Genomic DNA, 21,128 nt, shown 5'->3' with positions numbered 1-21,128 from the left:
CCACGGGCCGGTCACATCTCCATGGGTACAGCGGGGAGTTGCCGATGTCCGTCACCCGACGCAGCCTGCTGGCGGCAGGCGCGGTCTCCTTCACCGGGGCCCTGGGCGCGCTGTTCGCCTCCGGTGTCCCCGCCGGCTCCGCCGCGGTCGTGACCGGCCGCACCGGCTCCCCCGGTTACGGGCCGCTGCTGCCCGATCCGGACCGGCTGCTCGACCTACCGGCCGGGTTCTCGTACCGGGTCCTCTCGCGCGCCGGCCGGCCGCTGCGCTCCGGCGAGGGCACGACGCCGGCCAACTGCGACGGCATGGCCGCCTTCGGGGCGGGCGGGGCGGCGGGCGCCGGCCGCGTCCGGCTGGTGCGCAACCACGAGAACCGCACCACCGCCGCGTTGCGCGTACCGGCCGTCGACGGCCTGACGTACGACCCGGCGGCCCTGGGCGGCTGCACCGTCCTGGAACTGGACCCGGCGGGCACCGTCACCGCCGAGCGCGTCGCCCTCGCCGGTACGGCCGTCAACTGCGCGGGCGGCCGGACCCCCTGGAACACCTGGCTGAGCTGCGAGGAGACCGAGGACCGGGCCGGTGACGCCGGATACGCCAGCGACCACGGGTACGTCTTCGAGGTCGACCCCGCCGACCCCCGCCGCCTCGGCGCGGTGCCGCTGACCGCGCTGGGGCGCTTCGCCCACGAGGCCGTCGCCGTGGACCCGTACCGGGGCGTCGTCTACGAGACCGAGGACGCCTTCGTCGAACCCTTCGGCCTGTTCTACCGGTTCCTGCCCGCCCGCCCCCTCGGCGGACCCGGCTCGCTGCGCGCGGGCGGCGTACTGGAGGCGCTGCGCGTGCCCGGGCTCGCGGACCTCTCCCGGGTGGACCGGCCGGGGGCCGAGTTCCCGGTGGAGTGGGTGCCCGTACCGGACCCGTCGGCCCGCGTGACGCCCGTCCGGCTCCAGGACTTCGGGCCGCGCGGCATCACCCACGCGCAGAAGCTGGAGGGCTGCTACTGGGGCGGTGCGGGCGTCCACTTCGTCTCCAGCTACGCGCGCAGCCGGGAGGGTTCGGCAGCCGACCACCAGGGGCAGGTCTGGTTCTACGACCCGCTGCGCCGCCGGCTCCGGCTGGACGTCCTGTTCGGCCCGTCGGCCGGGACGCACCTGCCCGGCGACTCCCCCGACAACATCTGTCTGGCCCCGGACGGCGGCCTGATGGTCTGCGAGGACGGCGGCGGGGAACAGTACGTCTTCGGCGTCACCCCCGGCGGGGCGGTCCACCCGGTGGCCCGCAACGCGGACGACGTGGGCCCGCCCGGCGACCCGCAATGGGGGGAGTTCGCGGGCGTCACCTTCTCCCCCGACGGCCGCACCATGTTCGTGAACGCCTACACCCCGGGCACGACGTTCGCGGTCACCGGCCCCTGGCGCTGAACGGAACCCCGCGCGGCCCGGCCCGTCAGACCTCGAACTCCCCCACCCAGGAACGCCGGAGCAGGTGCTCGGGCAGGTACGCGGACTCCACCCGGACCGGGATGCCGCCGTCGTATGCCAGGCAGGCGATGGCGAGGATCGCGACGGGCACCCGGCCGTCGATGTCCTCGGTCCGCTCGGGCGTGGTCGTCCAGTACTGCTTGTGGAGTTCCAGGGCCTCGACGAGGGCCGTGTGGAATCCTTCCTCGTCCTTGCGCAGGAACTTGTAGAAGAGGTTGATCGGCGGATAGGCCACATGCTGGATGTACTCCCGGCCCGCGATCACCGCGACGTCCGGGTGCGACCTGTCGAACGTGGCCGTCAGCTCCTCCACCAGCTCCGGCCGCTTCAGCCAGTACGCCTGGAGCGTCGCCACCCAGTGGTACAGGTAGTCGTCGTGGTCCGCGCCCGACGCCCGCAGCACGTCGAGGGGCAGCTCGCACAGCTCCGTCATCCGCGGCTGGTCGCGCGTGATGATCGCGTACCAGAACGCTCGCAGCCACGACGACGGGCGGGCCTCGTGGTTCGGACCCGTCGCGGGCAGGGTCCGCATCGCGTGGTGGATGCGGCACTGCGTGGTGCCTTCGGTCATCCCCGCCGTACGGAAGAGCGCCGAACCCAACTGGGCCGCGTCGACCACCGTCTCCCACGTGGTCAGTTCGGTCGCGCTCGGATCCACGAGGGTGCGCGACTGCACGTGCAGGTTGACCTGGCCCCAGACCCGGTCGAGGTTGACCGGGCGCTCGACGAGCTGCTCGATACGCGCGACCAACCGCTCGTCCTGGCCCCGGACCCAGTCGGCGCTCGCCGGCCGGGGGGCGGCGTGGCTCTCCACGATGACCGTCATATCTTCCCCTGTCACTTGCTGATGTCGAACCTTTGGATGGTATGCCCGGCGTAGGTGCCGGTGTTGTCCGCGCCCTTGACCACCACATAGTCGATCTTGCCTGCGTCGAACGCGGCATCGAGCTTGTCGAAGAGCTCCTTCTCCAGCGGGTTCGCCTCGCCGCGCTTCTCCATCTGGTCGAGGATGTCCCTGAAGTACGCACGGGTGCCCTGAGACACCCGGTCGCCCCCGACGCGCCGCTCCCCCAGCTCGGTGCGGACGTTGCCCTTGGCCTCGACCACCACGTAACGGTCACCGTGCCGGTAGACCTGGTCGAACTGGTCATTGCCGTTGGCCGGGCCGAAGACCGTCTCTTCCTTGGCGCCGGGGAACTCCTTCGGTATCGCGTGCTCTCGGGCGATGGCTTCGCCGAATGCCTCGCTCCTCTCCGAGAGCGCGCGGTGGAAGGGACTGTGGTGGGCCTTGGCCTGTTCCATCGCGGCCAGGGTCTCGTCCGTGCCGGCGGCCTTGTGCGCCTCCTTGGCGTCCCTGTAGTCCGTGTGCGGCTTGCGGTCCGCCTCCATGGCGTCGTGGCGCTCCTTCGCCGCGCGGTCGAGGGTCTCGGTCATCTCCTTGGTGACCGTGGGGTGGTCGTGCTCCACCGTCTTGGCGTCATCCAGGTAGTTCGGGGGGACCGGCGGCGGCAGTTTCGACTTCGGCACCCAGTGGCCCGGGGTGACCTCGATCATCTGCGGCGGGACCAGTCCGGTGTGGTCCGGGACGAGCCGGAGCCGGTGTCCGAGCTTGTTCAGGTACTGCTGGCGGTACCCGTCGGTCGGGTCGTTCACCCGGTGGACCTGGTACTCCATGATCTGCTTGCGTTCGGCGATCGTGTAGTCGTGCGGGTTGTCCCGGTGGGGCGGGAGCGGCGGCCGCTCGCCGTGGCCAGGCCTTGCCGGCCCGGTGCCGTCGGTGCCGGGGCCCGCGCCGCCGCCCGGCTCGCGGCCGAGGTTGTCCGGGACCCCTCCGCCACCCTGCCGGGGGACACCTCCTCCTCCGCCACCGCCCTGGTGCGGAACCCCGTCACCGTGGCCACCCGTGGGGGTCGTGTCCCGGCCTCCGCCGGTGGCTCCGCCACCGCCCGGTTCGGTGTGGCTGTTGCGGACCGTGTTGTCCGCGACGCCGCCCGGGGTGTGCGACACCGCTCCGCCCGGGGTGTGGGCACCGACGGCTGCCGGGACCTCCTGGCGGACCGGGACCTCCGCCAAGGGGTGGTCGGGGCCCTTCGGGACCGAGGTGAGGTCCTGCTTCGGGACGCCCTTGTGGTCCAGGAGCTGGTGGGTGGTCCTGTCGTAGTACTGCGGGCGACCCAGCGGGTCGTCGAGGAGGCGGACCGTGTCGTCCGGGTGCGGGAAGGTGACGCCCCCCGGAGCCTCGGCCTTGGGGAGGTCCTTCCAGACCACGCCGTCGATCTTCGGGAAGGCCCCGTCCACCTTGCCGAAGTTGGCGAACAGATCGCCGACCTTCAGCTTGGTCAGTGACCCGGCCTTGCCGATGTACGTGATCGGGTCGATCAGGCGGCCGGCCTTGCCGGCTGTCGCGATGACCTTCGCGACCGATCCCGTCTTGGTCGCCGCGCCGACGCCGCCCGTGAACACCGTCGTCAGGACGTTGAAGGTGACCGTTCCGGCCGCGCGCGCCGGGTTCTTGCCCCACTCGTCCCACGCGACCAACGCTTTGCCGGTCTCTTTCATCGCGTTGCGCGAGTCGCGTTCCCAGGGCGACAGTGACGCTTCGTCGGCCGTCCAGAATTGCAGGGCTATGGCCGGGTTCGGGTTCATGGTGATGGCCAGACCCGTGGCGAGCTTCGCCAACCCCGTCCAGGCCTGACCCATCGCGTCGAGCCCGCCGAAACCGACCAGCGTGCCGAGGCCCTTGATCGTGCCCCACACACCGTCGACGATCAGCCCGTCCCACACGAACGACTTGACCCAGTACCCGATCTCCCACGCCCGGTGGGTCTCCTCCAACTGCGAACCCCACGGCAGGTCCTGCGCGTTGTTGAGGTCCTCACCCTTGTACCCGTACATGTTCGCGCCGTGACTGCCGTCATCGGTCGTCAACGGCGGCGCGCAGTACAACGCACGGATCTTGTTCGCGCAGGTCCGCTCCGCCGCCCAGAATGCCGACACCGCCGCGTTGACGTCGTGGATCAGATCGTTGTTCTCATCGATCTTGTCCCCGTCGTCCTTCCAGTGCTCGTCCCCGGCGATCTTCCCCGTGAAGGTCGTCGCCTTCGCCTGGAGCTCCTTCAACCGCGCCACGATCGGCCGCGCCTCGGTGACGTACTCGCCCAACGCCTTCGCCGCCGACTCCAACTGGTCGGCGAAGAAATCACTGTCCGTCTTCACCGGCTTCGTCGTCGCGAACAACTGCGCCGCCTCCGGCGCCGTGTAGAACGCCGACAACCCCTGGAACGCGGCATCCACGTTCGACCCGGCATCACGGAACGTCCCCGCCGCCGAATCCAACTTCGCCCGGTCCGACTCCAACGCCGCCAGATCACCCGTGAACTGCGGGATCGTGCACGGATTGATCGGTACGTGATCCGTCACTTCTGACCCGCCCCCGGGGAGTTCGCTCTTCGGCTGTCACTGCTTCGCACTCGCATCGCGCAATCGCACACCTGTCTACTCAATCAGAGTGTCGATCACAAACCCGTCACCCCCGCACCGGCGTTGCGGTGCGCTCGGGAACCGGTGGGAGTGGTTCGACACCCGTCCACTCCGTGTCGCGAATCTGTTCGACCTGCCGGAGGATCGGACGGAACCAATCGAATGAGGTACCGGCCATGGCAAAGAAGGACAAGGAAGCCGACGGGGGCAAGAAGAGCAAGGAGGCCCGGCACAAGGGTCGGGAGCGCGAGGGCGGGGACGGTGGCCGCCTCGACGGGGCGGCGCTCGGGGCGGCGCTCCGGGTTCCCGTCGGGGAGCGGGTGGATCTGTCGGCCCTGGATCCGGCGGGGACGCCCGAGGGTCCCACGGACAAGGCGTCCGGGTTGGCCGCGACCGCCCGGATGGCCGAACGGCTCGCCTCCCTCCAGGACCGGCTGTTCGCGGCGAGCACCGCGGGCGACCGCCGCCGGGTCCTCCTCGTCCTCCAGGGCATGGACACCAGCGGCAAGGGCGGCACGGTCAAGCACGTGATCGGCCTGTTCAACCCGTCCGGCTGCCGGGTCAGGTCCTTCAAGGCGCCCACGCCCGAGGAGCTGGACCACCCGTTCCTGTGGCGCGTCACGAAGGCCCTCCCGCTGCCGGGGGAGATCGGCATCTTCGACCGTTCGCACTACGAGGACGTCCTCGTCGCCCGGGTGCGCGAGCTGGTGTCGCGCAGCGAGCTGAAACGCCGGTACGCCGAGATCAACCGGTTCGAGAAGGACCTCGCCGACGACGGGGTGAGCGTCGTCAAGGTCTTCCTGCACCTCGGCTACGAGGAGCAGCGCCGGCGTCTGCTGGCGCGGCTCGACGACCCGGACAAGCACTGGAAGTTCAGCCCGGACGACATCGAGGCGCGGGCCGCGTGGCCCGCCTACCAGCAGGCGTACGAGCTGGCGCTGGAGCGCTGCTCGACGACGGAGGCGCCCTGGTACGTCGTGCCCGCCGACCGGAAGTGGTACCGGAACTGGGCGGTCGGCCGGCTCCTGCTGGAGCACTTGGAGGCGATCGATCCGGTCTACCCGCCGGGTGACTTCGACGTGGAGGAGTGCCGCACCCGTCTGATTGCCACATAGTCATATATTTTGCCTATGTGACCACTTCTGTGCGCAAAGCGGCCGTCGTGGCCGTCCTCGGTGCTGCTCTGGGTGCCGCCCTCGCGGGATGCGCGGGCGGCACCGCTCCGTCCCGGGGTGACGGCCAGGCCCGCCCGGGGAGCCCGGCGGCCTCGGCCCCGGCCGCCTCGCAGGCCGCCTCGCCGGCTCCCTCCGGCGCCTCCCCGCAGGCCGGCCCGCCGGGCCGGGCCCCTACCATGGCCCCCGGTCCGAACGGGCTGACCCCGGTCTTCGAGCGGGCGCGACAGCGGACCGACAAGACCGTCGCCCTGACGTTCGACGCCGACATGACCTCCGACCAGGGGCCGCGCGCCGCCTCGGGAGAACGTTTCGACAACCCCGAGCTGATCTCCACCCTGCGCCGGCTCCAGGTGCCCTCGACGATCTTCATGACCGGCCGCTGGGCCGAGGAGTACCCGGACCAGGCCAAGTCCATCGGCACCGATCCGAACTTCGAGATCGCGAACCACTCGTACAGCCACCACGCCTTCAAGGCGCCCTGCTACGGGCTCCCCACCCTCGACGACGAGGCCGCGCGGGCCGACGTCGACCGGGCCTTCGCGGCGTTCCGGACGGCCGGCGCGGTCAACACCGTGCCGTACTTCCGCTTCCCCGGCGGCTGCTACGACGACCGGGCGCTGCGTTCCCTCCGCGAGGCCGAGGTGACCGCCGTGCAGTGGGACGTGGTCAGCGGGGACGCCTTCGCGCAGGACCCCGACGCGGTGGCCGAGCAGGTGCTCGCCGGGGTGAAGCCCGGCTCGGTGGTGGTCATGCACTGCACGCGCAGTGCCGCCCCGGTCACCGAGGAGGCCATCCGGAAGGTCGTCCCGGAGCTCCGCGCGCGCGGGTACCGCTTCGTGAAGGTGTCCGACCTGATCGGGAAGTAGCCCCGGGCGGCGCCCGCCGGCTCAGCCGACGCACCGCCCGGTCGGCCGTGGCACACCGCCCGGTCAGCCGGAGCAGGCGGTGCGCTGTGCCTCCTGCCACTCGCAGACCGGGCACAGCACGATGCCCGGGGTGGCGACCCCGTACTCGGTGGGCTTGCCGCACTCCACGCAGTCGGCGTACGGCGGCCCGGGCACCCGCCCGGCGGGTGCGGCCGGGGCGGGACAGTACGGCGCGTTCTCCTGCGGCTGGTCCATGCGTACGAGCCTACTCACCCCGGCCGCGGCCGGCCCGGGGCGGTTCAGTGCGCGGCCGCCGCCTCGGTGACCTCGCTGGGACGGACGATGACGAAGCCCTCGCCGCTCAGCTTCAGCTGGACGGCCTCCCCGGAACCGCCGCGGATCATGGAGCCGACGGACTGGGACCGGTGCAGGCCGGTCTCCAGCCGGGCGCTCCAGCCCACGACCGCGTCCGTGTCGACGAAGACCGGCTCCTGCGGGGTGACGGGAATGATGATGGGGCTGCCGTCGCACACGACGGCGAGCTTGCCGGTACCGGTGAACAGGCTGTTGAAGAGGCCGCCGCCGGTCATGCCGGCGCCCTTCAGCATCTTGATCTCGTAGGAGAGCGTCGGGTCGAAGCACAGGACGTTGCGGCCGTTGACGGTCAGCGCGTCGCCGGGTTCGAAGTCGACGATGAAGCAGTTGCCGCCCTGGTGCGCGAACCAGGCCTCGCCCTGGCCGCGTACGGACATCAGCGCGAGCCCCTCGCCGGTCACGGCTCGCTTGAGCATGCCGCCTATGCCCTGCCCCTTCCGCTCGAACTGCAGGTTCCCCCGGAAGGCGACCATCGCGCCCTGACGGGCGAGCACCTCTCCGTTGACGGTGTATTTGACGGACTTGGCGTTCTGCAGGGTCATGCCGGGTGCGGCAGCGGGCTGGGCCAGGTTCTCGGACGCGAACAGGTCACTCTTCATGGCTCCGATCCTCGCCCGCGGAGGGGACCCGGAGCATCCTCCTCAGGTCGGAGGCCGGCATCCTTGGCAGGATGAGCAGCCGGCACACGAACGAGACCACAGAGGTACCCGCGGGCGGACACACGCCGGTACTCGCGGACGGCCCCACCGACGCCCCCGCCGCCGTTCCCGCCGTCGGCGCGGACAGCCCCTTCCGCCTGGAACACGTACCGCGCGACGAGGCCCCCCAGTTCGTGCTGCCGCTGGTCGTACGGATCGAGAAGGCCGAGCCGCCCACCCGGACCGACGCGCTGGAGACGGCCGCCCGCGCCGTGCTGGTCCTGCTGACGGACGAGCGGGCGCACGGCGGGGGCGAGTGGGCCGAGGCGGTCCGCGACTGGCAGGACGCCCGGATCCGCAAGGTGGTCCGGCGGGCGCGCGGCGCGGAGTGGCGCAAGGCGCAGACCCTGCCGGGCATCACCGTGAGCGGCGAGGCCTCCCTGGTCCGGGTCTTCCCGCCGGTGCCGCTGAACGGCTGGCCCAAGGAGCTGGCGAAGCTCCAGGTCTCCGGCACCGACCTGGACGACCCCGAGCCGGTCCCGCCGGCCGCCGCCGAGCTGCCGGTGCTATGGCTCAACCCGGACCTCGGGATGTCGGCCGGCAAGGCGATGGCGCAGGTCGGGCACGCGGCGCAGCTTGCCTGGTGGGAGCTGTCCCCGGCCGAGCGGACGGCGTGGCGGGACTCCGGTTTCCGGCTGGCCGTGCGCACGGCCCCGCGCGAGCGGTGGGCCGAGCTCGGTGGGAGCGGGCTGCCGGTGGTGCGGGACGCCGGGTTCACGGAGATCGCTCCGGGGTCCTGCACGGTCGTCGCGGACCATCCGGCGCTGCGGGCACGGCTCTGAGGCCGCGGCGGGAACCTCAAATCATGCTCTGAACGTCCCCCCACACGGGTTGGCCGGGCTCCGACGGGGTCATCACACCGGCACACGGTCCGACGGACCGAAGAGAAGAGGGGGGCGGCGACATGAAGCCCATGACGCGCCTGGGGGTGGGCATCGGCTGGCGGCCGGAGATCGCGGACGCGGTCGAGCGGCTGCCGGCCCTGGACTGGGTCGAGGTGGTGGCGGAGAACGCCTGCCCCGGCCACCTGCACCCGGGACTGCTGAGGTTGCGCGAGCGCGGCGTCCACGTCGTCCCGCACGGGGTCTCGCTGGGCCTCGGCGGAGCCGACCGGCCCGACGCCGAGAAGCTGGCCGCGCTCGCGGAGCGGGCGGTGGCGCTGGGGGCGCCGCTGGTCACCGAGCACATCGCCTTCGTACGGACCACCTCGCCCGCGCTGGAGGCCGGCCACCTGCTGCCCGTACCCCGCACCCGCGACGCGCTGGCCGTGCTGTGCGAGAACGTACGGATCGCGCAGGACGCGCTGCCCGTGCCGCTGGCCCTGGAGAACATCGCCGCGCTGTTCGCCTGGCCCGGGGAGGAGCTGACGGAGGGGCAGTTCCTGACGGAGCTGGTCGAGCGGACCGGCGTACGGCTCCTCATCGACGTGGCCAACCTGCACACCAACCGGGTCAACCGCGGCGAGGACCCGGCGACCGTCCTCGACGGCATTCCGCTGGAGGCGCTCGCGTACGTGCACGTCGCCGGTGGGGTGGAGCGCGACGGCGTCTGGCACGACACGCACGCGCACCCGGTGCCGCCGGTGGTGCTCGACGTCCTCGCGCAGCTGCGCGAGCGGGTGGACCCGCCGGGGGTGCTGCTGGAGCGCGACGACGACTTCCCGCCGGAGGTGGAGCTGGCCGGGGAACTGGAGCGGATCCGGGCCGTGGTGGGCGCCGCCCCCACCGGTCGCCGACCGGGCCGGACGGGAACGGCCCCCGGACCGGACGCGGCGCCCGGCGCGGGCACCGCCCGGGACACCGCCCGGGACACCGTCCGGGACACCGCCGCCCCGGACACCCGCGCCACCGCGCCCGACGAAGCCCCCGACACCGGGGCGGCCCGCACCCGGCTCGGGCTCGGGCAGGCCGCCCTGCTGTCGGCGCTGGTCGCCGGGACCCCGGTGCCCGAGGGCTTCGACCGGCAGCGGATCCGCGTCCAGGCCCGGGCGCTGGCCGCCAAGCGGGCCTCCGTCGTGGCCAAGGTCGCGCCCGAACTGCCCGAGCTGCTCGGCGGCCCCGCCGCCTACCGCACGGCGTTCCTCGCCTACGCCCGCCAACGCCCCATGACGGCCGGCTACCGCCGCGACGCCCTGGACTTCGCCGAACACCTGCTCATCCAGGACCTGCCGGCCGACCCGGCCGCCCGGCGCCGACTCACCGCCTGGTGGCGGGACCGGGCCGGCGCCCGGCCGACCCACCCGATCGTCCGTTGGGCCCGCGCCCTGGTGGGGAGAGCCGCGTGAGCATCCTGATCGCCCTCGTGTGGATCGCCGTCGTCACCTCCACCACCCTGCTCCTGATCTCCCTGCGCCGCGCCCGGCCCCCGGTGGCCGAACCCGCGCCGCGGCTGCACGACCTGTCCGAGGCCGCCTTCATGGCGGGCGGCCCCGGAGCCGTGGTCGACGCCGCGCTCGTCTCCCTCCTGGGCGACGGCCGCCTGGCGATCGGCGGGCCGGGCATCATCCACGTACGGCCCGGGGCCCGGGCCGGCGACCCCGCCGAGCGGGCCGTGCTGCTGGCCGTTCGGGCTGCGGCGTCCGGTTGGCTCTACCGGATCCGCTACACCGCCATGCTCGACCCGGCCGTGCAGGAGATCGGCGACGCGCTGGCCGCCCGCGGCCTCGTCGCCGCACCCGGTTCCGGGCGCGGCCGGCGGCGCTGGGGCATGCTCCAGGCCCTGCTGTGCGCGGTGATGGCGTTCGCGTCGATCCCGATCACCATCGTGACCCTCGCGCTGGACGCCGGTCCCCGGATCCCGTTCGCCCTGGCGGTGCTGCCCGCGCTCATCGGCGGCCTCGTGACGGGCATCGTCTGCGCGAAGCGCGCCGACCGGCGGATCACCGCGGCCGGGCGGGCCGCGCTCCGCGAGATCCGGGCGCAGCACCTGGGCAATCCGGCACCGCAGGTGCAGACCGCCCTGTTCGGGCTGCGCGGTCTGCAGGACCCGTACCTGCGCTCGCACCTGGTGCCGGCGGCCCGCGAGGCCCGGCTCGCGGCGGCCCAGACGCGGGCGGCCGGGCACCGGCGGCACTCCTCGGGGGCGTCCGGGTCCTCCGACGCGTTCATGGTCCCGGTCGTGTGGTGCGCGTCCTCCGGCGGTGGCGCGGGCGGCGGGGGCGGGTCCGGTTGCGGTTCGGGGCCGGGCTGCGGGTCCTCGGGCAGTAGCTGCGGAGGTGGCGGAGGCGGCGGCTCCAGTTGCTCGTCGTCCGGTTCCAGTTGCGGGAGCAGCAGCTCCAGCTGCGGCAGCAGCAGTTCCTGAACGTCCGTCATCACAGGTCACGAGGTGCTCACAGGTGTGCGGCGCCCCTGACCGTCGGCTCCGACAACGGGTAGGAGGCAGGCATGTTCTGGGTCCTGTTCCTCCTGCTGGCGTGGGCCGGCGTGCTGCTGGCCGGCGTCCGGCTCCTGCGCGCCACCACCGAGGCCGCCGGCTCCGCCGAGAGCTTCGCCATCGAACACCGGCTGAGCCTGTACGAGGCCGCGTACCTGGCCGGCGGCCCGGACCGGGTCGCCGTGGTGACGCTGCTGTCCATGGCGCGCGGGCGGCGGCTGCTGCTGGCCCACACCGGCTGGGCCACCGTCGTCGATCCCATCGGGCGGGACCCGCACGAGCGGGCCCTGCTGGCGGCGTTCGACCCGCAGGGCCAGTCCCCGGTCCGGGAGCTGCGGGCCGCGGCCGCCGCGCACGGGGCCGTACGGGAACTCGCGGACCGGCTGGGATCGGCGGGGCTCACCGTCCCCGAGGCGGTACGCGGTGATCTCGTGGAGGGCCTCCGGGCGGTCCGCCGGGCCACCTGGCTGGTCCTCGCCATGGCGGCGGCCTCGCTGGCCGCGGCCCCCTCCGACCGGGGCACCACGGTGACCGTGCTGTGGTGGTTCTCGCTGCCGCTGCTGCTCACCCTGAGCTGCCAGGCCGTCGCCCGCTTCGAGGGCCACCGCAACTCCCCCTGGGCGTCCCCCTCGGGCCGCCGGCTGCTGCTGGAGCTGCTTCGCGACGCGGGCGCCGACGGCACGCCCGACCCCCTCACCGCGGTGGCCGTGCACGGGGTGCGGGCCGTGACGGATCCGGAACTACGGGCCGCGCTCGCCTGACGGACCCTCACCCCGGCGGCCCCCGCCGGAACCTCGACGCGGCGCCCGCCGGCCGGGGGCCGATCGGGCGGTAACGGCGGCCGGGCCCGCGCCGCCCGGCGGTGCGCCTGTACAGGGCGGCGGGCCTGGCATCTCATCGGACCAACCGATGAGACGAAGGAGCTGCCGTGCGGATGCCGACGCCCGCCCTCCCCCGGACGACGCCCGGCCGCCGCGCCGCCGCCCTGGCGGTCCTCTCCCTCACCCTGTGCCTGCCCTCCCCGGCCGCCGTCGCCGCGAACACCGAGGCCGCCGGGAGCGCAACCGTGGAGGCCGCCGGGAGCGCCTCCGCCGACGCCCGGACCACCGTCGAGGACGCCGGGGCCGTCCGCGTCGCCCTGCGCGCCGCCCTCCCGGCACGGGGCGGAGCCGGCGGCGGGCTCGTCTTCGGCCGCTGCCCCGCCGTCGAGGAGCTACCGGCGCCGGTGCGGTGCGCCGTCCTGCGCGTCCCGCTCGACTACGCCCGCCCCGACGGCCCGCAGATCCCGCTCACCGTCAGCCGGGTCCCGGCCACCGGGCGCGGGGGCGCCGCACGGCAGGGCGCACTCGTCCACAACCCGGGCGGCCCGGGGGCCTCCGGGATGTACTTCCCGCTGTACGCCGGGCTCCCGGCCTGGCGGGGCGTCGCCGCCGCCTACGACCTGGTCGGCTACGCCCCGCGCGGGGTCGGCCGGTCCGCCCCGCTGGTCTGCCGGGACCCGGCCGCGCCGGCGTCGGCCGGGCCGACCCGGGTGCCCGTCGAGCCGGCCGCCGCGTACAAGCGGGAGCGGGTCGCGGCGGCCCGGACGTACGCCCTCGGCTGTGCGCGGCACGCCGGCGGGGCCCTGGCGCAGTACACGACCCTGAACAACGTCCGCGACCTGCACGTGCTCCGGGCCGCGCTCGGCGAGGACCGGCTGACCTTCATGGGGGCCTCGTACGGCACGTACCTGGGGGCGGTGTACGCCACCCGGTACCCGGGGCACGTGCGCCGCATGGTGTTCGACTCGGCCGTGGACCCGGACCCGCGGCGCGTCTGGTACCGCAACAACCTCGACCAGGCCCCGGGCTTCGAGCGGCGCTGGTCCGACTTCCGGACCTGGGCGGCCCGCCACCACGCCACGTACGGGCTCGGCGCCACCGCGCGGGCCGTGCGGGAGAGCTACGAGCGGGTCCGGGCGGCCGTGTCCCGGGAACCGGCGGACGGGGTCGTCGGGACGGGCGAACTGCACGCGGCGTACCTCCAGACCGCCTACTACGACGACGTCTGGCCCGCGCGGGCGGCGGCGCTGGCGGCCTTCCTGCGGGGTGATCCGGGGCCGCTGGTCGCCCAGGCGGGAATCCGGCCGCAGGACGCGGCCCGGGCTGCGAACGCGACGGCCGTCTACACGGCGGTGCTCTGCAACGACGCGCCCTGGCCGACCGATTGGGAGACCTGGGACCGGGACAACACCGAGCTGGCGCGTCGGGCGCCCTTCGAGACCTGGGCGAACGCGTTCCTGAACCTGCCGTGCGCGTTCTGGCCGGTGGAGCGGCGGCAGCGGCCGGTGGCCGTGGGGGCGGGTCCGACGGGCCTGCCCCCGACGCTGATCGTGGCGGCGGAGCGGGACGGGGCGACGCCGCACCGGGGTGCGCTGGAGCTGCAACGGCGGCTCGGCCCGCGGGCGGCGTTGGTCACCGAGGAGGGCGCGGGCCACCACGGGGTGGCCGGCGGGCTCAACGCGTGCGTGGACCGTCGGGTGGAGCGGTACTTGCTGACGGGCGTCACGCCGGGGTGGCGCACCACGTGTGCGCCGCATCCGGAGCCCGCACCGGTGTCGCTGGACGACCGGGCAGTGGGCGCTCCCAGGGCGCTGCTGCCGCCAGTCGTCTGAACTTCCGGGCGGGGTCTCCGGCTGCGTCGATTCGGGGGCAGGGCCTCCCGATCCCCGGAGGAGGTCGAGTCCTCCGGTCCTTCCCCCCAGGGGAGGTATCAGGCGAGTCCGGCCACCAGATCGGCGACGGACTTGCGGCGCCCGGTGTAGAAGGGCACCTCTTCACGGACGTGCATGCGGGCCTCGGAGGCGCGCAGGTGACGCATGAGGTCGACGATGCGGTACAGCTCGTCGGCCTCGAAGGCCAGCATCCACTCGTAGTCGCCGAGCGAGAAGGAGGCGACGGTGTTGGCGCGGACGTCCGGGTAGCCGCGGGCCATCATGCCGTGGTCCTTGAGCATGCGGCGACGGTCCTCGTCGGGCAGCAGGTACCAGTCGTAGCTGCGCACGAAGGGGTAGACGCTGACGTACTCGCGGGCGACCTCGTCGGCGAGGAAGGCCGGAATGTGCGACTTGTTGAACTCGGCGGGGCGGTGCAGCGCCATGTTCGACCAGACCGGCTCCAGGGCGCGGCCCAGCTTGGTGCGGCGGAACAGGTTGTATGCGGTCTGCAGCTCGTCCGCGGTCTCGGCGTGCCACCAGATCATGACGTCCGCGTCGGCGCGCAGGCCGGAGACGTCATAGGCGCCGCGGACGGTGATGTCCTTGGCGGCCAGCTGGTCGAACAGCTCCTGGACCTCGTCGGCGAAGCCGGTACGGTCCTCGGGCAGGACGTCCTTCAGCTTGAAGACGGACCACAGGGTGTAGCGGATGACCTCGTTGAGGTCCTTCGCCTTCTTCCCCGCGTTGGGAATCTTCTCCGGTGCAGTCATGCGTCCATTGTCCCGTGTGCTGATCAGTGGTCTGCGCCAGGGGTGGCCAACGAGGCGATCACCACATCGGCGGCCTTCCCCGCGCTCGCGACGCAGGCCGGGATGCCGACGCCGTCGTAGAGGGCGCCGCACACGGCGAGGCCGGGCAGGGCCGCGACGGCGCCGCGGATCCGGGCGACCCGGGCGAGGTGTCCGACGGGGTACTGGGGCAGGCCGCGGTCCCAGCGGGTGACCGTGGAGGCCACGGGGCGGGCGGCCAGGCCGACGGCCTCGCCGAGGTCGGCGAGCGAGACGTCGACGAGTTCCGCGTCCTCCCGCTTCAGGTCCTGTTCGTCGCCGTGCCGGCCGACGGAGGTGCGCAGCAGGAAGAGGTCCGGATCGGCCCCCGCCCAGGCCCACTTGTTGCTGGAGAAGGTGGAGGCCTTGATCGTGCGGCCGTCGACGGGCGGTACGAGGAACCCGCTGGCGCCGCCGTCGGTGATGGGGGGCGGCAAATCGGAGCGGCGGAAGGCCATGGTGACCAGGGCCATGGAGGCGTACTCGGCGCCGCGCAGTTCGGCGGCGGCCGCCGGCGCGAGGCCGGCCAGCAGGTCGGCGGCGGGGCCCGCCGGGGTGGCCAGCACCACGGCGTCGGCGTCGATGACCTCGGAGCCGGTGACCACGCGCCAGCCGGCGGCGGTGCGCAGCAGCTCGCGGACGGGGGCTCCGGTGCGCAGGTCGGCGCCCGCGGCCCGGCAGGCCTCGGCGACGGCCAGGGGCAGTCGGCCGATGCCGCCGTCGATGCCGGCGAAGACGGGTCCGCCGGCCTGCGGCTGTCGGGCGGCGCGGTCCTGGAGGTCCCGTACCGCCTCGCCGAGCATCGGTTGGGAGCGGGCGGCGTCGAAGAGCTGGGGCACGGCGGCGCGCATCGAGATCCGGTAGGCGTTGCCCGCGTACACCCCGCCGAGGAGGGGTTCGACGAGCCGGTCGACGACCTCGTGACCGAGGCGGGCGGCGACGTACTCGCCGACGGCGACGTCCTCGCCGATCTCGACGGGCGGCAGGTCGCGTTCGGCCCCGATGCGGGCCAGTCCCTCGACGGAGAGCACGCCGGAGGCGGCGAGCGGGCCGGGTTCGGCCGGGACGCCCATGACGTGGCCGCGCGGCATGGGGCGCAGGGCGCCGCGGGTCCACAGGTGGGCGGTGGCGGTGGCGGGCGTCCGGAGGGCGTCGGCGAGGCCGACGGCGCGGGCCAGGTCGACCGCCTCGGGGCGGCGGGCGAGCACGGATTCGGCGCCCAGGTCCACGGGGAGGCCCGCGAGTTCGCCCGCGTGCAGTTTGCCGCCGAGGCGCGGTCCGGCTTCCAGCAGGGTGACGCGGACGCCGTCGGTCAGCAGCCGGTGGGCCGCGGCGAGGCCCGCGATGCCGCCGCCGATGACGACGGCGTGCCCCGGGACTGCCGGGCGGTCCGTACGCGTGTCCGCTTCATGCATGGACACATCGTCTCAGACCACCCGGTGAGGCCGGACCGTGACCTCATCGCTACCGGTCCGGGACCGGGCGTACGAAACCGGGGACGGGGCCCCGCACGTCGAACGGGCGACATTCGACGGATCCTCGGGGGCACTCACGATGCGCACGCTCAACAGACACCGTTCGGCGGCGGCCCTCGCGGCCCTGTCCCTGGCCGGGGCCCTCGCACTCACGGGCTGCGGGGCGGACGGTTCCGACTCCTCGGCCGACCGGGGCGCGGCCGCGGCCGCGCCGAAGGAGGACGGGGCCGGGCGGGCCGGGGCGGAGGCGGTGGCCCCGCCGGCCGCGGCCGACGCCAAGGCCCCGAACACACCGAACGCGCCGAACGCCTCGCAGGCGCCCACCGCGGTCCGTCCGCACGTGATCCGCACCGGGACGCTGGGCATCGAGACGGCCGAGCCGCAGAAGGTGCGGGCGGCGGCCCGGACGGCGGCGGAGGGCGCGGGCGGGTACGTCGGCAACGAGTCCACCCAGCGCGGCAAGGCGGGCCGGATGACCTCGACGCTGACCCTGCGGGTGCCCGGCGAACGCTTCGACGCGGTGATCGGCGCGCTGGAGGGCAGCGGCAAGCTCCTGAACCGCAAGGTGGAGGCGCAGGACGTGACCGAGAAGGTCGCCGACGTCGACAGCCGGGTCAAGTCACAGCAGGCCAGCGTGGCCCGGGTGCGGGAGATGATGGAGAAGGCCACGGCGCTGGGTGACGTGGTCATGCTGGAGGGCGAACTGAGTCGGCGCCAGTCCGACCTGGAGTCGCTGTTGGCGCAGCAGGCCGCGCTGAAGGACCGGACCGCCCTGGGCACGATCACGTTGTCCGTCTCGGAGCCCGCGCCGGCGACGCCGGAGCAGAAGAAGGACGAGGAGACGGGGTTCGGTGACGCGCTGGCCGCCGGCTGGTCGGTGTTCGCCACGGTGGTCCGCTACCTCCTGCTCGCCCTCGCGGCGGTCCTGCCGTTCGCGGTGGCCGCGGCCCTGCTCGCGCTCGGGTTCCGGGCCTACCGGCGGCTGCGCCCGGCGAAGCCGAAGCCCGCCGCCGACCCCACGTGGGTCCCGCGCCAGGAGCGCGTCGCCCAGGCGCCGGCCGCGCAGGCGCCCACCGCCCCGGCCCCGGACGCCGCCCCCGGCCGGGACGCCGGTGGATCCGGAGCGGACCGGGAGGGCTGAGCGCGCGGGGCGCCCGTACCGTGGCCCCGTAGGACGACGACGGCACGGAACGGGGCGGACGATGGCGACGGAACGACTGGTGGTGGTCGGCGGTGACGCGGCGGGGATGTCCGCGGCGTCACAGGCCCGGCGGATGAAGGGCCCGGCGGAGCTGGAGATCGTCGCCTTCGAGCGCGGGCACTTCACCTCGTACTCGGCGTGCGGGATCCCGTACTGGATCGGCGGCCTCGTCGCCGAGCGGGACGACCTGGTCGCCCGGACCCCGCAGGAGCACCGGGAGCGGGACATCGACCTGCGCACCCGCACGGAGGTCGTCGAGCTGGACCTGGCCGGGCGCCGGGTCCGCGCCCGCGATCTGGACTCCGGGGCCGAGTCGTGGACGGCGTACGACAAGCTGGTCCTGGCGACGGGCGCCCGCCCGGTGCGCCCCCGACTGCCGGGCATCGGCGCGCACGGGGTGCACGGGGTACAGACCCTGGACGACGGTCAGCGCCTGATGACGTCCCTGGAACGCGCGCGGGGCCGCCGGGCGGTCGTCGTGGGCGCGGGGTACATCGGCGTGGAGATGGCCGAGGCCCTGGTCGGACGGGGCTTCGAGGTCACCGTCCTGCACCGCGGCGCGCAGCCCATGGCCACCCTCGACCCCGACATGGGCGGCCTGGTGCACGGCGCGATGAACCGGATGGGCATCCGTACGGTGTCCGGCGCCGAGGTGACGGCGGTGCTCACCGACGAGGAGGACCGGGCCCGCGCCGTGACGACGGCGGAAGGCGAGGAGTACCCGGCGGACGTGGTGGTGCTCGGCATGGGCGTGGAACCGCGCACGGCCCTGGCCCGCGCGGCGGGACTGCCGCTCGGCACCTCGGGGGGCATCCTGACGGACCTCTCGATGCGGGTGCGCGGTCACGAGGACGTGTGGGCGGGCGGTGACTGCGTGGAGGTCCTGGACCTGGTGGCGGGCCGCACCCGGCACATCCCGCTGGGCACGCACGCCAACAAGCACGGCCAGGTCATCGGCGCCGGCGTGGGGGGCGGCTACGCCACCTTCCCCGGGGTGGTGGGCACGGCGGTGAGCAAGGTGTGCGAGCTGGAGATCGCCCGCACCGGACTGCGCGAGCGGGACGCGCTGGAAGCGGGCCTGCGCTTCGTGACGGCCACCATCAACTCCACCAACACGGCGGGTTACTACCCGGGTGCCACGGAGATGACGGTCAAGATGCTGGCCGAGCGCCGTACCGGCCGCCTACTGGGCGTGCAGATCGTCGGCGGCGCGGGCTCCGCGAAGCGGGTCGACGTCGCGGCCGTCGCCCTGACGGCGGGCATGACGGTGGAGCAGGTCGTCGCCCTGGACCTGGGCTACGCGCCGCCGTTCTCCCCGGTCTGGGACCCCGTCCTGGTGGCGGCCCGCAAGGCCGTCTCGGCGGTCCGGGCGGCCGTGTAGGTCCGTCCCGACGGGCCCGGAAACGACGACGCGCCGCAGGACCGGGGTCCTGCGGCGCGTCGCCGCCGCTCCGGTCGGGAGCGGCGGGGATCAGCGGGCGGTGCGGGTGTGGACGTGTTCCACCAGGCGGGTCAGCGCGTCCGGATCGGTGGTCGGCAGCACGCCGTGGCCGAGGTTGAAGATGTGGCCCTCCAGGCCCGCGGCGGCGGCGAGGACCTCGTCGGTCTTGGCCTCCACGGCCTCCGTGGTGGAGAAGAGCACTGCCGGGTCCAGGTTGCCCTGGAGCGCCTTGCCGGGACCGACGCGGCGGACGGCCTCGTCGAGCGGCACCCGGTAGTCGACGCCCATGACGTCCGCGCCGGCCTCGCCCATCAGGTCGAGCAGCTCACCGGTGCCCACGCCGAAGTGGATGCGCGGGACCCCGTACGAGGCCACGGACTCCAGGACCTTCGCCGACGCCGGCATCACCGAGCGCCGGTAGTCGGCGGGGGCGAGCGCGCCGACCCAGGAGTCGAAGAGCTGGACCGCCGAGGCGCCCGCCTCGATCTGCACCTTCAGGAAGGCCGAGGTGATCTCCGCGAGCCGGTCCAGCAGCTCGGCCCACAGCTGCGGGTCCCCGTACATCAGGGCCTTGGTGTGCTCGTGGTTCTTGGACGGTCCGCCCTCGACGAGGTAGCTCGCGAGGGTGAAGGGCGCGCCGGCGAAACCGATCAACGGCGTGCTGCCGAGTTCACTCGTGAGCATGCCGATCGCCTCGGTGACGTACGAGACGTCCTCCGGGGTGAGGTCGCGCAGCTGTGCGAGGTCCTCGCGGCGGCGGATCGGCTGGGCGACGACGGGGCCGACGCCCGGCTTGATGTCGAGGTCGACGCCGATGGCCTTCAGAGGGACGACGATGTCGGAGAAGAAGATCGCCGCGTCCACCCGGTGGCGCCGCACCGGCTGCATCGTGATCTCGGTGACCAGGTCGGGGCGCATGCAGGACTCCAGCATGGCCGTGCCCTCGCGCACCTTGCGGTACTCCGGAAGCGAGCGCCCCGCCTGCCGCATGAACCACACCGGCGTGTGCGGAACCGGCTCCCGCCGGCACGCCTTCAGGAAGGCGGAATCGTACGTCTGGCTCGGCTGGCCCGTGGGGCGTTCGTTGGCACTCACGACCCAAATCTTCGCACGTATGAAGAAGTGTCCGACCCGGTGCGGGTGTCCCTGCGCCGTAGGGGCGCTCGTTCCGCCTAGTCTTCCCGGCATGGCTGCGGCTCAGGGACGATTTTCAGATGGCGCTGACGGTGTGGACAGCGCGAAGGAGAGCTCGGTCCCGCTCCCGTTCCGGCGGGCGGTCGACGGCTTGAGGATGGCGCGGCTGCGTCCCGGGATCGAGATCGACCCGACGAAGCCGCCGCAGAGACTGGCACCGTACGCCTACGCCCTGGAGGCGGCGGTCGTCGACGGCGAGGACGACCTGGCCGACGGCCGGCTGATCCTGCTCCACGACCCGTCGGGGCACGACGCCTGGCACGGGACCTTCCGCCTGGTGACGCTCGTACGGGCGGAACTGGAGCCGGAGATGGCCGCGGACCCGCTGCTGCCGGAGGTGTGCTGGTCCTGGCTGACCGGGGCGCTGGACGCGCGGGGGCTCACGTACGGGGAGCCGAGCGGCACCGTCACCATGGCGAGCTCCCACTACTTCGGGGGGCTCGCGGAGCGGCGCCCCGCGACGCAGATCGAGATCAGGGCCTCGTGGACGCCGCGGGAGGGGGCGGGTGGGGTGCCGGAGACCTCGGCGCACCTCGCCGCCTGGTGCGAGTTGCTCTGCCAGATCGCGGGGCTGCCCCCGGCGGGGCCGACGGACACCGTCACGGGCGTGGTGTCCCTGCCACAGCGCCGCGGTCCGCACCACCCGTAGCCGGACGGCCCCGCGGGGCCGTCCGGCCGCACGTGCGCGGCGCGAACGACCGATCGGGTCCGTCACGGAGTGTCAGAACATCGCATCCGTTGCGGGCTTCTGATCGCCCCCTGATCGATCGTGCGTCCGAATTGCCCGAATTGTTACTCACTAAATCGTGATCATTCCCTAAAGCCGGGCGGGTGACGTGCCGAAG

The 21,128-nt window shown here is 73.7% G+C and carries 18 protein-coding genes; 11 read left to right on the top strand and 7 right to left on the bottom strand.

From position 1 onward, the window contains the following. Positions 1-44: 44 nt before the first annotated feature. Entirely contained in the window at positions 45-1,424 is a 1,380-nt protein-coding gene (locus tag ACZ4XJ_RS24075) for an alkaline phosphatase PhoX (protein WP_468497291.1), read from the top strand. Between the two features lie 25 nt (positions 1,425-1,449). Here ACZ4XJ_RS24075 and ACZ4XJ_RS24070 read toward each other — a convergent pair whose 3' ends face one another. Together ACZ4XJ_RS24070 and ACZ4XJ_RS24065 are read right to left on the bottom strand one after the other, a co-directional pair. Further along, positions 1,450-2,325, bottom strand: coding sequence for an immunity 49 family protein (locus tag ACZ4XJ_RS24070; RefSeq protein ID WP_468497290.1), 876 nt, complete (start codon positions 2,323-2,325; stop codon positions 1,450-1,452). Then, entirely contained in the window at positions 2,322-4,904 is a 2,583-nt protein-coding gene (locus ACZ4XJ_RS24065; protein ID WP_468497289.1) for a hypothetical protein, read from the bottom strand. The genes ACZ4XJ_RS24070 and ACZ4XJ_RS24065 overlap by 4 nt, the downstream gene beginning before the upstream one ends. A 236-nt stretch (positions 4,905-5,140) precedes the next feature. On the opposite strand from ACZ4XJ_RS24065, the gene ACZ4XJ_RS24060 reads away from it, so the two are divergent. Both ACZ4XJ_RS24060 and ACZ4XJ_RS24055 read left to right on the top strand, forming a co-directional pair. Further along, positions 5,141-6,079, top strand: coding sequence for a PPK2 family polyphosphate kinase (locus ACZ4XJ_RS24060; protein WP_468497288.1), 939 nt, complete (start codon positions 5,141-5,143; stop codon positions 6,077-6,079). A 17-nt stretch (positions 6,080-6,096) separates the two neighbouring features. After that, on the top strand, positions 6,097-7,005 hold the full coding sequence (locus tag ACZ4XJ_RS24055; protein WP_468497287.1) for a polysaccharide deacetylase family protein: 909 nt from the start codon (positions 6,097-6,099) through the stop codon (positions 7,003-7,005). A 63-nt stretch (positions 7,006-7,068) separates the two neighbouring features. On the opposite strand, the gene ACZ4XJ_RS24050 is transcribed toward ACZ4XJ_RS24055, so the two are convergent. Further along, complete coding sequence (locus tag ACZ4XJ_RS24050) at positions 7,069-7,260, bottom strand: hypothetical protein (protein ID WP_362883795.1); 192 nt, start codon at positions 7,258-7,260, stop codon at positions 7,069-7,071. A 44-nt stretch (positions 7,261-7,304) separates the two neighbouring features. After that, positions 7,305-7,979, bottom strand: coding sequence for an AIM24 family protein (locus ACZ4XJ_RS24045; RefSeq protein WP_362883797.1), 675 nt, complete (start codon positions 7,977-7,979; stop codon positions 7,305-7,307). A 71-nt stretch (positions 7,980-8,050) separates the two neighbouring features. On the opposite strand from ACZ4XJ_RS24045, the gene ACZ4XJ_RS24040 reads away from it, so the two are divergent. From ACZ4XJ_RS24040 to ACZ4XJ_RS24020, 5 genes are all read left to right on the top strand, one after another. Beyond that, positions 8,051-8,860 carry a peptidyl-tRNA hydrolase gene (locus ACZ4XJ_RS24040; protein ID WP_468497286.1) on the top strand — a complete coding sequence of 270 codons (810 nt, stop codon included), beginning with the start codon at positions 8,051-8,053 and terminating at the stop codon, positions 8,858-8,860. A gap of 122 nt (positions 8,861-8,982) precedes the next feature. After that, positions 8,983-10,362: an MbnB/TglH/ChrH family RiPP precursor modification enzyme gene (locus ACZ4XJ_RS24035; RefSeq protein WP_468497285.1), complete on the top strand. Its 1,380-nt coding sequence runs from the start codon at positions 8,983-8,985 to the stop codon at positions 10,360-10,362. Beyond that, complete coding sequence (locus tag ACZ4XJ_RS24030; protein WP_468497284.1) at positions 10,359-11,378, top strand: TIGR04222 domain-containing membrane protein; 1,020 nt, start codon at positions 10,359-10,361, stop codon at positions 11,376-11,378. The genes ACZ4XJ_RS24035 and ACZ4XJ_RS24030 overlap by 4 nt, the downstream gene beginning before the upstream one ends. An 83-nt stretch (positions 11,379-11,461) precedes the next feature. Then, positions 11,462-12,211, top strand: a complete 750-nt coding sequence (locus ACZ4XJ_RS24025; protein WP_468497283.1) for a TIGR04222 domain-containing membrane protein — start codon at positions 11,462-11,464, stop codon at positions 12,209-12,211. Between the two features lie 173 nt (positions 12,212-12,384). Continuing rightward, complete coding sequence (locus ACZ4XJ_RS24020) at positions 12,385-14,103, top strand: alpha/beta fold hydrolase (RefSeq protein WP_468497282.1); 1,719 nt, start codon at positions 12,385-12,387, stop codon at positions 14,101-14,103. A gap of 98 nt (positions 14,104-14,201) precedes the next feature. Here the strand turns inward: ACZ4XJ_RS24020 and hemQ are convergent, their stop codons facing one another. Beyond that, positions 14,202-14,915 (bottom strand): hydrogen peroxide-dependent heme synthase, encoded by a 714-nt coding sequence (gene hemQ, locus ACZ4XJ_RS24015; RefSeq protein ID WP_362883806.1) that lies wholly within the window; start codon positions 14,913-14,915, stop codon positions 14,202-14,204. 23 nt (positions 14,916-14,938) lie between these two features. Next, a complete protein-coding gene (gene hemG, locus ACZ4XJ_RS24010) occupies positions 14,939-16,387 on the bottom strand; it encodes a protoporphyrinogen oxidase (protein ID WP_468497281.1) in 1,449 nt (482 codons plus the stop codon). Positions 16,388-16,526: 139 nt separating this feature from the next. Between hemG and ACZ4XJ_RS24005 the strand changes: the two genes are divergently transcribed. Together ACZ4XJ_RS24005 and ACZ4XJ_RS24000 are read left to right on the top strand one after the other, a co-directional pair. After that, positions 16,527-17,588, top strand: a complete 1,062-nt coding sequence (locus ACZ4XJ_RS24005) for a DUF4349 domain-containing protein (protein WP_468497280.1) — start codon at positions 16,527-16,529, stop codon at positions 17,586-17,588. A 61-nt stretch (positions 17,589-17,649) separates the two neighbouring features. Then, entirely contained in the window at positions 17,650-19,029 is a 1,380-nt protein-coding gene (locus ACZ4XJ_RS24000) for an FAD-dependent oxidoreductase (RefSeq protein ID WP_468497279.1), read from the top strand. A 90-nt stretch (positions 19,030-19,119) separates the two neighbouring features. Here the strand turns inward: ACZ4XJ_RS24000 and hemE are convergent, their stop codons facing one another. Further along, positions 19,120-20,184 (bottom strand): uroporphyrinogen decarboxylase, encoded by a 1,065-nt coding sequence (gene hemE / locus ACZ4XJ_RS23995; protein WP_362882332.1) that lies wholly within the window; start codon positions 20,182-20,184, stop codon positions 19,120-19,122. 91 nt (positions 20,185-20,275) lie between these two features. Between hemE and ACZ4XJ_RS23990 the strand changes: the two genes are divergently transcribed. After that, positions 20,276-20,932, top strand: coding sequence for a DUF3000 domain-containing protein (locus ACZ4XJ_RS23990; RefSeq protein ID WP_362882330.1), 657 nt, complete (start codon positions 20,276-20,278; stop codon positions 20,930-20,932). Positions 20,933-21,128 lie beyond the last annotated feature (196 nt).

Source organism: Streptomyces sp. NPDC029836, from assembly GCF_055574495.1.
This window is presented reverse-complemented; position numbering and strand designations above follow the sequence as displayed.